The organism is Croceicoccus hydrothermalis (assembly GCF_022378335.1).
GTDB lineage: Bacteria > Pseudomonadota > Alphaproteobacteria > Sphingomonadales > Sphingomonadaceae > Croceicoccus > Croceicoccus hydrothermalis.
Window position 1 is genome coordinate 68,592 of record NZ_JAIQCI010000007.1, and the last position, 11,096, is coordinate 79,687.

General features: G+C 64.6%; 10 protein-coding genes. 7 read left to right on the forward strand and 3 right to left on the reverse strand.

Annotated features, from left to right (window positions below):
* The first annotated feature begins 140 nt into the window (after positions 1 to 140).
* Both K4G67_RS07510 and K4G67_RS07515 read left to right on the forward strand, forming a co-directional pair.
* The gene (locus K4G67_RS07510) at positions 141 to 1,334 is read left to right on the forward strand and encodes a type III PLP-dependent enzyme (RefSeq protein ID WP_239805769.1); all 1,194 of its coding nucleotides are present in this window, start codon (positions 141 to 143) and stop codon (positions 1,332 to 1,334) included.
* Between the two features lie 45 nt (positions 1,335 to 1,379).
* Positions 1,380 to 1,763 carry a VOC family protein gene (locus K4G67_RS07515; protein ID WP_275588785.1) on the forward strand — a complete coding sequence of 128 codons (384 nt, stop codon included), beginning with the start codon at positions 1,380 to 1,382 and terminating at the stop codon, positions 1,761 to 1,763.
* Positions 1,764 to 1,793: 30 nt separating this feature from the next.
* Here K4G67_RS07515 and hemA read toward each other — a convergent pair whose 3' ends face one another.
* From hemA to murI, 3 genes are all read right to left on the reverse strand, one after another.
* Positions 1,794 to 3,008 (reverse strand): 5-aminolevulinate synthase, encoded by a 1,215-nt coding sequence (gene hemA, locus K4G67_RS07520; RefSeq protein WP_239805771.1) that lies wholly within the window; start codon positions 3,006 to 3,008, stop codon positions 1,794 to 1,796.
* Positions 3,009 to 3,180: 172 nt separating this feature from the next.
* On the reverse strand, positions 3,181 to 4,113 hold the full coding sequence (locus K4G67_RS07525) for a hypothetical protein (protein ID WP_239805772.1): 933 nt from the start codon (positions 4,111 to 4,113) through the stop codon (positions 3,181 to 3,183).
* Between the two features lie 60 nt (positions 4,114 to 4,173).
* Positions 4,174 to 5,010: a glutamate racemase gene (murI, locus tag K4G67_RS07530; RefSeq protein ID WP_420830008.1), complete on the reverse strand. Its 837-nt coding sequence runs from the start codon at positions 5,008 to 5,010 to the stop codon at positions 4,174 to 4,176.
* Positions 5,011 to 5,121: 111 nt separating this feature from the next.
* On the opposite strand from murI, the gene plsY reads away from it, so the two are divergent.
* From plsY to K4G67_RS07555, 5 genes are all read left to right on the forward strand, one after another.
* Entirely contained in the window at positions 5,122 to 5,718 is a 597-nt protein-coding gene (gene plsY, locus K4G67_RS07535) for a glycerol-3-phosphate 1-O-acyltransferase PlsY (protein ID WP_239805773.1), read from the forward strand.
* A complete protein-coding gene (gene dprA / locus K4G67_RS07540; RefSeq protein WP_239805774.1) occupies positions 5,715 to 6,848 on the forward strand; it encodes a DNA-processing protein DprA in 1,134 nt (377 codons plus the stop codon). Before plsY ends, dprA begins: the two co-directional genes overlap by 4 nt.
* Positions 6,849 to 6,946: 98 nt before the next feature.
* Positions 6,947 to 9,589 (forward strand): type I DNA topoisomerase, encoded by a 2,643-nt coding sequence (topA, locus tag K4G67_RS07545; protein ID WP_239805775.1) that lies wholly within the window; start codon positions 6,947 to 6,949, stop codon positions 9,587 to 9,589.
* 55 nt (positions 9,590 to 9,644) lie between these two features.
* A complete protein-coding gene (locus K4G67_RS07550; protein ID WP_239805776.1) occupies positions 9,645 to 10,511 on the forward strand; it encodes an MFS transporter in 867 nt (288 codons plus the stop codon).
* Positions 10,508 to 11,095, forward strand: coding sequence for an MFS transporter (locus tag K4G67_RS07555; RefSeq protein ID WP_239805777.1), 588 nt, complete (start codon positions 10,508 to 10,510; stop codon positions 11,093 to 11,095). The genes K4G67_RS07550 and K4G67_RS07555 overlap by 4 nt, the downstream gene beginning before the upstream one ends.
* Position 11,096 lies beyond the last annotated feature (1 nt).

The window sequence follows — 11,096 nt, forward strand, 5'->3', positions numbered from 1 at the left end:
ATGCACGCTTGCAAATCATCTGCGCGGATTTCACTTGCAGTTCATGCGCCACTGCCTATATCCGCCCACCGCTGCCCCATGGGGACTTCCAAACCGCAAGGCAGCTTTTTGTGCAATTACCGTCCTGGGGGTCCCTTGAATTGTCCATCCATCCTGACGCACTGGCTGTAGTTCGCGACACCGCTCCGGACGAACCTGTCATTCTCAACCGCCCGCATGCGGCGCGGCGCGCGGCGCGTTTCTTTGTCGAGAAGTTTCCCGGCAAGGTGCTCTACGCGGTAAAGGCGAATCCATCTGCCGACCTGCTGCGCGTGCTGTGGGACGGCGGCGTGACGCATTACGACGTCGCCAGCATTGCCGAGGTCCGGCTCGTGCGCGAAACGCTGCCTGAGGCGACACTGTGCTTCATGCACCCGGTCAAGACCGCCCGCGCCATCGAGGAGGCGTATTTTGAGCACGGCTGCAAGACCTTCAGTCTCGATTCGATCGAGGAGCTGGAGAAGATTCGCCGCGCCACGAAGGATGCGAAGGATTTGCGGCTGTGTGTGCGCCTGCGCGTGTCGTCGGAATATTCCGAGCTCTCTCTCGCCTCCAAATTCGGCGCCGAGCTCGCCGACGCCCCCGCGCTTTTGCAGGCCACGCGGCAGGTTGCGGACTGGCTCGGCGTGTGTTTCCACGTCGGCAGCCAGGCCATGACGCCGTTTGCCTATGTGCAGGCGCTCGAACGCGTGCGCGCCGCCATTGCCGAGGCTGCGGTGCTGATCGACATGGTCGACGTCGGCGGGGGCTTTCCGTCGATCTATCCGGGCATGGAGCCGCCGCCGCTCGACGATTATTTCGCGATCATCCATCGGCATTTCTACGCGCTTCCCATCGCCTATAATGCGGAGCTTTGGTGCGAGCCGGGGCGGGCCCTGTGCGCGGAATACAACTCGATCATCGTGCGGGTGGAAAAGCGCCGCGGAAACGAGCTTTTCATCAATGATGGGTCCTATGGCGCGTTGTTCGATGCCGCCCATATCGGATGGCGTTTCCCCGTGCGGCAGGTCGCCGAACCGGTCGAGGGTGCGGAAATGGCCGATTTCGCGTTCTACGGCCCGACATGCGACGATGCCGATTTCATGGAGGGGCCGTTCAACCTGCCCGCCGGGATCGACGCGGGCGATTACATCGAGATCGGCATGCTCGGTGCCTATGGCGCGGCGATGCGGACCGGGTTCAACGGTTTTGGCACCGGTCCTGTGGAAACCGTGTCCGACGAACCGATGGCGAGTCTTTACCGCGGCGATCGGGTCGATCCGCGCGTGTCGGACAATGTCGTCAGCCTGCGATGACGATGGCCGGCGGGATGGCAAGGCATCCCGCCGGGGTTTCCGCCGATGCGCCTGAACCAGGTTACCGTCGGCGCCACTGACTTCGCGCGGAGCGTGGCTTTCTATACCGGTATGGGTCTTCGGCTCATCGTATCGTCGCGGGGGGAATACGCCCGCTTCGAAATGCCGGAGGGGGACGCCACGCTTTCGGTGCACCTGCAAGACCGCGTCTGCGCCGATGGTCCGATGATCTATTTCGAGGTTGCCGACGTGGACGCGATGGTGGCCCATCTGCGCGCCGCTGGCATCGTTTTCGACAGCGGTCCGACCGACCAACCCTGGCTTTGGCGGGAGGCACGCCTGCACGATCCTGCGGGCAATCGGCTATGTCTCTTTAGCGCAGGCGTGAACAGGTGGAATCCGCCATGGCGGTTGCCCACGGCGGACTAGCGCGGCACCACGCGAAGTGCCGCCGCGCGGTCAAGCAGCGAGCCGCATCTCCAGACGGTCCCAGATTTCGACGAGAGCCTTGGTGAGATCCCGCATCATCGCCTCGTCATGGGCGGGGCCGGGGGTAAAGCGCAAACGTTCCGTCCCGCGCGGAACTGTCGGGAAATTGATCGGCTGCACATAAACGCCATATTCGGCGAGCAGGATATCGCTGATCTTCTTGGCCTTGACCGGATCGCCCACCATGAGCGGCACGATATGTGTCGTGCTGTCCATCACCGGGAGCCCGGCTTTACGGAACATCGTCTTCAATGTCGCGGCGGCGGCCTGTTGCGCGTCGCGTTCGGCGCTGCTGCCCTTCAAATGGCGGACAGAGGCAAGTACCCCCGCGACCAGGACCGGCGACAGCGACGTCGTGAAGATGAAACCGGGCGCGTAGGAGCGGATGCAATCGACGATCTTTTCGTCCGCGGCGATATAGCCGCCCATGACGCCGAACGCCTTGCCCAAGGTCCCTTCGATAATGGTGATGCGGTCAGCGGCCTTGTCCCGTTCCGAAATGCCGCCGCCGCGCGGTCCGTACATGCCGACGGCGTGAACCTCATCGATATAGGTCAGCGCATTATACTTGTCGGCAAGATCGCAGATCGCATGGATCGGCGCCACGTCGCCATCCATCGAATACACCGATTCGAACGCGATCAGCTTCGGCGTATTCTCATCCTCCGCGGCGAGAAGCTCCTCGAGATGGGCGAGGTCGTTGTGCCGCCATACGCGTTTTTCACAGCCCGAATTGCGGATGCCGGCGATCATGCTGGCATGGTTGAGCTCGTCGGAAAGGATTACGCAGCCCGGCAGCAGCTTGCCCAGTGTCGACAGGGTCGTGTCGTTGGAGACATATCCGCTGGTAAACAGAAGCGCACGCTCCTTGCCGTGCAGGTCGGCCAGCTCACGCTCCAGATCGACGTGATAATGCGTGTTGCCACCGATGTTGCGCGTGCCCCCGGAACCGGCGCCGACATCGTGCAGCGCTTCCTCCATCGCGGCGACAACCTTGGGATGCTGCCCCATGGCGAGATAGTCGTTGGAGCACCATACGGTAATCGGCTTGGGCCCGTTGTGCCCGGCAAAGCACCGCGCATTGGGGTAGGCGCCCTTGTTGCGCAGGATGTCGATGAAAACCCGGTAACGCCCCTCGGAATGGAGGCGGTCGATCGCCTGATCGAAAATCTGGTCGTAATTCACGCTTTGGGTCCCGTCGGCCTCAAGACTTCGTCGTTGCAACCGACCTGTCGAACGGCGCACCCAAACGCGCGAAAAATCGCGCCTGCCGGGGGCAGGACAGATTGCTTGGCTTCGCCCATAGACGATTGCGTCCACCCATGCAAAAGGCATTTTGATCCGGAACGGGCCAAGATCAATCCTCGCCCGGCGGAACGAAGATGCCGGGCTGCCGCAGACCGTAGCGCAACAGGCCGAGCGCGGCATCGCTGTTCTGAATTTCGCGTTCGAGCGTATCGATATCGTTGCCCGCTATCACGATCAGGTCCGGGGCCTGCCGCTTCAGGTCGGCGATTGCATTCAACCAGCCGCGCATGGCGGCGCGATCGCGTTTCTCCAGCATGTCGGTGACGTGGCGCGCCGGGGGTTTGCGTGCGTGCCATGCCCGCGCGATGGGGGCATTGGGGCCGGTAAAGAGAAGTTCGCGCCCGCTTATCATCCGGACATAGATCATGCGGGTCGCGGCATCGAAGCCCGGCGCGGGGATCGACACGATGCCCGGCGCGATCGCGCTGGGCCGATCATCGGGGAGCAGGCCCGGCATTTGCTCCTGCTCCTCCCGGTCCGCTGGGATCTGCGCGCGCAGCACGCGGGCCTGCGCTTCGCCCAGCCGCGCCCTGGGCAGCGTATGGAGACCCGATGCGTAGAACGGGCCGGTCCCGGTCAGGAGTATCGTGGAGGCCTGCTCTATCCGGCGGTCGAGCTCCGCCCGGCGGGTGGCGGAATATCCCTCGACACCCTGCGCGATGGCGGCACGCTCGTCCATGGCGGCGTCGATGACGATCGCCGGCTGTCGCGCGTAGTTGATGGCGTAGCCGATCGCGGCGACGTGCGGCGCGTGAAAGCCCGATCCCGCAACCAGCAGATTGCCCGGCTTGCGATCCACCGCGGTAACATAGGCGACGATGTCGGTGGGCGCGGCGCCGGGTATCGCCTCCGAAAGTTCGCGCAGGCGGGCAATGTCGATCCGGGGCGCAGGCGCATCGCCGTCCGCACGTCCGTCGAGCAGAAGATACCAGTACGCACCCAGCAACAGCACGGCCACGACCCATGACAGCCTGCGCGCCAAACGTCTTTTCCGCCCGAAAGCCATTATGCGATGAACCCCGCCCCCATCTATCTTGCGCTTCTATGACAGAATTTCGAATTTCTCCAAACCGCGCATGCGCAATGGCGGATAAAGCCGGGCAAGATCGGCAGTGTCGCGCGTGAAAACGGCGGTGTCGGGCTGCGACCGAGTCATCGGTTGGGCCTTGGTGAGAAACGCGATCCGGCGCGCGATACCGCCCGCGCCGTCCACGAGTGCGACATCTGCGCCGAATGCGGCGCGCAATTCGTCGCGCAGAAGCGGGAAATGCGTGCAGGCGAGCACCAGCGTATCGATCGGCGCGGCCCCCTGCGCGCCCGCCATTTCGCGCATCCGGTTGGCGAGGTTGACGATCACCGCGCCGTCGACCGCCGCGCCGCGCAGCTTCCCTTCGGCCAGGCCGACAAGCTCCGGCGCGGCAAGCCGGATCAGCGTGCGCCCTTGCGCGAATTCCTCCTCCAGCCTGTCGACATAAGCCTGCCGGATCGTGGCCTCCGTCCCGATGAGCGCGATGGTGCCGGTCTTCGTCAGCGCCGCGGCGGGTTTTATCGCGGGCACCGTTCCCACGATCGGGATGGCGAGCACGTCGCGCACCATGCCAAGCGCGATGGTCGAGGCGGTGTTGCACGCGATACAGGCCAGCCGGGGCCGGAACCGTTCCGCCATCCGGCCAAGCAGCCCGGCCACGCGCGCCGCTATTTCCGCCTCGCTCTTCTCACCATAAGGCAGGCCGCCATTGTCGGCGGCATAGATCACCGGCATGTCGGGCAATTCGCGGCGCACCGCGTCCAAAACGGTAAGCCCGCCTACGCCCGAATCGAAGATCAGCACGGGTGCATCGCCGCGCATGTCGGGCGTCGGTAAGGGGGCGGTTGCCATGACGCCGCCCTATCGCCGTGCCACGAACCTTTTGCAAGCCGGGCGCTTGAGCCTTGTCCGGCCAGCGCCTATGCGAAACGCGAACCGGCAGGGAGGCCCGTTGAAACCATCATGTCCGAACATGCAATTTTCGCGGCCGCGTTCGGCTATCTGTTGGGATCGATTCCCTGGGGCATCGTGCTGACCCGCATGACAGGGGCGGGGAACCTGCGCGAAATCGGGTCGGGCAGCACGGGGGCCACGAATGTCCTGCGCACCGGGCGCAAGGGGCTGGCCGCGGCGACATTGCTCCTCGATCTGTTGAAGGGGCTTTGCGCCGTGGTGATCGCGGGGGCCATCTGGCCGGACGGGGCGCAATTTGCGGCCGTCGGGGCCGTCGCGGGCCATTGCTACCCGATCTGGCTTCGTTTCAACGGGGGCAAGGGGGTTGCCACGATGATGGGCGTGGTGCTCGGCCTGGCGTGGCCGCTCGGCCTCGTGTTTGCGGTGGTGTGGCTTGGCCTGCTGGCCCTGCTGCGCATTTCGTCGGTTGCAGGGATGAGCGCGGCGATCTCCGCGCCGCTGGCCGCGTGGGCGCTGGGCTATTCCGGGTTTGTCGTTGCCGGTATCGTGATGGCGGCCATCGTGGTGTGGCGGCACCGATCCAACCTCGCCCGGTTAATGGCGGGGAGCGAACCGCGCGTCGGCCGCAAGGACGGATCGCGGTGACGCAGGCACGGGACGCGGTGCGAAACCTGCCGCAGGCGGAGGCTTTCGCCCGTATCCGCCTGCTGCGTTCGCCCAATGTCGGGCCCGTCACCTATCGTCAGCTGATGAGCCGGTTCGGCACGGCGCAAACCGCGCTGCAGGCGATGCCCGATCTCGCTGCCCGGGGTGGGGGCCGCTATCGCGTGGCCGACGCGGACCGGGTGTCTGCCGAAATCGACGCGGTGCGCGTGGCGGGTGCAAAATATCTGTTCGAGGATTCCGCGTCCTATCCGGCTCTTTTGCGGGAATTTGCAGGTGCGCCGCCGATCCTGACCTATCGCGGCGACATCGGATTGTTCGACCGTCCGGCGGTGGCCATCGTCGGCGCGCGCAACGCATCGGCGGCGGCGATGCGCATGGCGGGGGAATTTGCCGCCGCACTCGCCGGACAGGGGCGGCTCGTGGTGTCGGGCCTTGCGCGCGGCATCGACGGTGCGGCGCACGAAGGGGCGCTCTCGGCGGGAAGGGGTGGCACGTGTGCGGTCATCGCCGGCGGGATCGACGTGGTCTACCCCTCGCAACATTTCGATCTTCAGCAACGCATCGCGAACGAAGGTATCCTTATCGCGGAACAACCGCCGGGGGTGGAGCCGCAGGCGCGCCATTTCCCGTCGCGCAACCGGATAATTGCCGGGCTGTGCGCCGGAACGCTAGTGGTGGAGGCGGCGCCGCGTTCGGGTAGCCTGCTGACCGCGCGAATGGCGTATGATGCGGGGCGCGACGTCATGGCGATACCCGGCTCGCCGCGCGATGCACGGGCGCGCGGCTGCAATCAGCTTATCCGCGACGGCGCGATCCTCGTGCAGGAGCCGGACGACGTTGCCGAAATGCTCGACAGCTTTACCGGCAACCCGCGCTCGCATTTTCGGGAGGAAGCGCCCGAACCGGTCATTCATGCCCCCACGCCGGAGGTTGAGGACGACAGCAAGCTCGACATCGCCGCCCTCTTGTCGAGCGCGCCCGTCAGCGTCGACGAGATCATCCGGTTGAGCGGTGCGAACACGCCCTCGGTGCAGATGGCGCTCATCGAACTGGAGCTCGCCGGGCGGCTGACGCGCCATGCCGGTGGGCGGGTCAGCCTGTCATCATGAAAAACATCCCGCTTGACGATGGGGCGCAAGCCTCCCCATTTTCGTGCGCATACACGTAAGGGGCTTGGCCGTACCGGCGCCCCGCAACAGGAAATTGTATGCAACTCGTCATCGTCGAATCGCCCGCAAAGGCAAAAACCATCGAGAAATACCTCGGCAAGGATTACAAGGTCCTCGCCAGCTACGGCCATGTCCGCGACCTTCCGCCCAAGGACGGGTCGGTCAAGCCCGACGACGACTTTGCCATGGATTGGGAGCTTTACGGCGACAAGAAGAAGCAGATCCGGGCGATCACCGACCTCGCCAAGCAGGCCGACCGCCTCATCCTCGCAACCGACCCCGACCGCGAAGGCGAAGCGATTTCCTGGCATGTCAGGGAGTTGCTGGCCAAACGTAAGGCACTTCCGAAGGATGTCGAGCGCGTAACCTTCAACGCGATCACGAAGCAGGCGGTGATCGACGCGATGAAGGCGCCGCGCGATCTCGACAGCGATCTGATCGACGCCTATCTCGCCCGCCGCGCATTGGATTATCTGTTCGGTTTCACGCTTTCGCCCGTGTTGTGGCGCAAGTTGCCGGGGGCGAAATCGGCCGGACGTGTGCAGTCGGTTGCCCTGCGCCTCATCGTGGAGCGCGAACGCGAGATCGAGGCGTTCCGGCCCGACGAATACTGGCAGATCCTGGCGAGGATGGAGCAGGGCGGCACGCCGTTCGATGCGCGCCTCGTCCGTTTCGAGGGCAAGAAGCTCGACAAGCTGAGCCTTGGCGACGAGAGCAGCGCCATGCGGGCGAAGGCCGCGGTCGAGGCCGGCAGCTTCACCGTCGAAGAGGTCGAGACCAAGCCGCAGAAGCGCCACCCCGCGCCGCCGTTCACGACCTCGACCCTGCAACAGGAAGCCGCGCGCAAGCTCGGCTACTCCGCCAGCCACACCATGCGGCTTGCGCAGGGGCTGTATGAGCAGGGCGCGATCACCTATATGCGGACCGACGGCGTGCAGATGGACCCGAGCGCCATTTCCGCCGCGCGCAAGGCGATAAGCGATCGTTACGACGGCCATTATCTTCCTGAAACGCCTCGACATTATCAAACCAAGGCGAAGAATGCGCAGGAAGCCCACGAAGCGATCCGGCCCACCGACTTCACGAAGGACCGCGCCGGTCAGGGCGATGCGGGCAAGCTTTACGACCTGATTTTCAAGCGCGCGATGGCGAGCCAGATGGCGTCCGCATCGCTCGAACGCACGACCGTCACGTTGCGTGACGGAACCGGCAATTCCGAATTGCGCGCGACGGGGCAGGTGGTTAAATTCCCGGGCTTCCTCGCGGTGTATGAAGAAGGGCTCGACGTTAAGTCGGAGGACGACGAGTCCGGTCTGCTGCCCCCCATGAAATCGGGCGACAAGCCGGCGAAGAAGGGCGTGGAGGCCACGCAACACTTCACGCAGCCGCCGCCGCGCTATTCCGAGGCCAGCCTCGTCAAAAGGCTCGAGGAGCTGGGCATCGGACGCCCTTCGACCTATGCCGCGACCTTGCAGGTGCTAAAGGATCGCAACTATGTCCGGACCGAGAAAAACCGTTTCTTTGCAGAGGATTCGGGTCGGCTCCTGACGTCGTTTCTCGAACGTTTCTTCACCCGCTATGTCGCCTATGACTTTACCGCCGGAATGGAGGATGAGCTTGACGACGTGTCCGGCGGGCGCGCCGCGTGGAAGGCCGTGCTCGAAGCGTTCTGGCGCGATTTTAAGCCCAAGTCCGACGAAGTCATGGAACAGCAGCCGAGCGAGATTACCGCCGAGCTGGACATTTTCCTGTCCGATTATCTCTTCCCACCCAAGGATGACGGGAGCGATCCGCGCGTCTGTCCGCAATGCGGCGACGGACGGCTTGCGCTGCGCGGCGGGCGCTTCGGTGCGTTCGTTGCCTGCTCCAACTATCCCGAGTGCAAGTTTACGCGGCGCTTTGGGCAGCCCAATGCCGATGGCGACGATGCGGCCGAGGATGGCGTGCTGGGCCAGCATCCAGAAACGGGCGAAGACGTGGTGCGAAAGACGGGTCGCTTCGGACCCTATGTGCAGATGGGAGAGGGCAAGGAGGCGAAACGCTCGTCCATACCGAAGGACATTGGCGAGCTCGATTTCGATATGGCGGTCAAGTTGCTCAGCCTGCCGCGCCTTGTCGGGATGCATCCGGAAACAGGCGAAGAAATTCGTGCGAGCATAGGGCGTTACGGGCCATACCTCGTGCATCAGGGCAAGTATGCGAAACTCTCCGGAACGGCGGATGTGTTCGACACCGGCATGAATGCGGCGGTCACGCTTCTCGCCGAAGCAGCGGCGAACAGGGGCGGTCGGGGCAGGGCAAAGGCCGAGCCGATCAAGACGTTCAGGGAACACCCCACCAGTGGCGGCGAGATGAAGGTTCTGCCCGGTCGATACGGTCCGTATGTCACCGACGGCACGACGAATGCAACCATTCCGCGCGACATGAAGCCGGAGGACGTGACCGAGGAAGATGCGATCCGGTTGATCGACGAACGCGCGGCGAAGGCGCCGGCCAAGAAAAAGACGAAAACCCTGGCAAAGAAGGCCGCAGCGAAGAAGGCCCCCGCGAAGAAGGCCCCCGCCAAGAAGGCGGCAGCCAAGAAACCCGCCGCCAAGAAAGCCGCCCCGAAGAAGGATGCGGCCAAGAAGGCACCGGCCAAGAACAAAGCCGCGGCGACCGAAGACGGCGAGAACGCATGATACACGCCCCGATCCGGACAAGGGAACCGGGTCGGGGCGTCACCGTTTGAACGCCATGCTGCAAACGCGAACCATTTCCGACACCGATACGGACGGTGGCGGCAAAAACTCGTCCGATGGGTGGGACGGACTGCCCATGCCGCGCCGGCTCGTCGCGATTGCGGCGGTCAGTTTCGGGGTGGCGGTCCTCGTCATCGACGGAAGCATCGCCAATGTCGCGCTGCCGACGCTGGCGCGCGAACTCAACGTGACCGAGGCGGCGGTGACAAATGTCATCACGCTGTATCAACTCGTCATGGTGATGGGTCTGCTCCCCTTTGCAAAGCTGGGCGACGGGATCGGGCATCGCCGCCTCTATCAAACGGGGCAGGTGATATTCTGCCTGGCCTCGGCGCTGTGCTATTTCGTGGACAGCTTTGCGATGCTGCTCATCCTGCGCGTGGGGCAGGCTTTGGGCGCGAGCATGGCGCTTGCGGTTTCGGTGGCGGTATTGCGCCGGATCTATCCGCGGGCGGCACTGGGCAGCGGGCTGGGCTTCAATTCCGTTGTCATCGCGACGGCGGCGGCCATCGCGCCGACACTGGGCGGCTTCATCGTCGCGGATCTTCCGTGGCAACTCGTTTTCGTGGCGGCGGCGCCCTTTGCCGTATTCTCGCTTCTCCTCGGCCGTTCCTTGCCGGAATCGCCGCGGCAACCGGCGGGGAACGTGCGCGGCGATATCATCAGCGCGCTGTGGAGCGCGGTAACGGTCGCCATGCTGATCGGCGGGGTGCAGATCTCGACCCATGCGGGCGACCTGTTCTATGGCCTTGCGATCATCGCGGCGGGCGTCGTATCGAGTGCTCTTCTCATCCGCCGGGAACGCGGGCGTCAGCGTCCGATCGTGCCAGTGGATATCATGCGATCCCGTCGGTCGGATTGAGCGCGCTCGCCGCGGTGGCGGTGTTCTGTTCCAGTGCCGTGCTCATCGTGTCGCTGCCGTTCCTGTTCGAACAGGCGATGGGATATTCGCCGGATCAGGTGGGCTTGCTGCTGCTGCCCTATCCCTTGACGTTGCTGGTGATTTCGCCGCTGGCGGGCTGGTTGTCGGATCGGGTCGCGTCGACGAAACTGGGCGTGGCCGGGATGGCGGTGACGATTTTCGGGCTGATGCTCATGATCTTCATGCCGGAGCAGCCGGGATGGTTCGGCATCGCATGGCGGCTGACGATCGTGGCGCTGGGGTTCGGATTTTTCTTCGCGCCCAATTCGCGCCTCCTGATCGGCAGCACGCCGGAGGATCGTTCGGCGGCGGCAGGCGGGCTCTTGTCCACCGCGCGCCTGTTCGGACAGACGACGGCGGCGGCGATGGTCGGTGTCATCCTGTCGCTCGGCCTGGGGCTGGGGCCCGTGCCGTTGATCGTATCGGCGGTTCTGGCGATCGCGGCGGCAGGGTGCAGCATGTTCCGCACCCGCACCGTCGCATCGCAGCCCGGTCCCGTCACCGCGCAGGATGTCGGAGCTTAGG

What these genes read in the sequence shown, in the direction of transcription:
- K4G67_RS07515 (WP_275588785.1), top strand. Translation starts at nt 1,380, where the DNA reads ATGCGCCTGAACCAGGTTACCGTCGGCGCCACTGACTTCGCGCGGAGC.
- murI (WP_420830008.1), bottom strand. Translation starts at nt 5,010, where the DNA reads ATGGCAACCGCCCCCTTACCGACGCCCGACATGCGCGGCGATGCACCC.
- plsY (WP_239805773.1), top strand. Translation starts at nt 5,122, where the DNA reads ATGTCCGAACATGCAATTTTCGCGGCCGCGTTCGGCTATCTGTTGGGA.
- topA (WP_239805775.1), top strand. Translation starts at nt 6,947, where the DNA reads ATGCAACTCGTCATCGTCGAATCGCCCGCAAAGGCAAAAACCATCGAG.
- K4G67_RS07550 (WP_239805776.1), top strand. Translation starts at nt 9,645, where the DNA reads ATGCTGCAAACGCGAACCATTTCCGACACCGATACGGACGGTGGCGGC.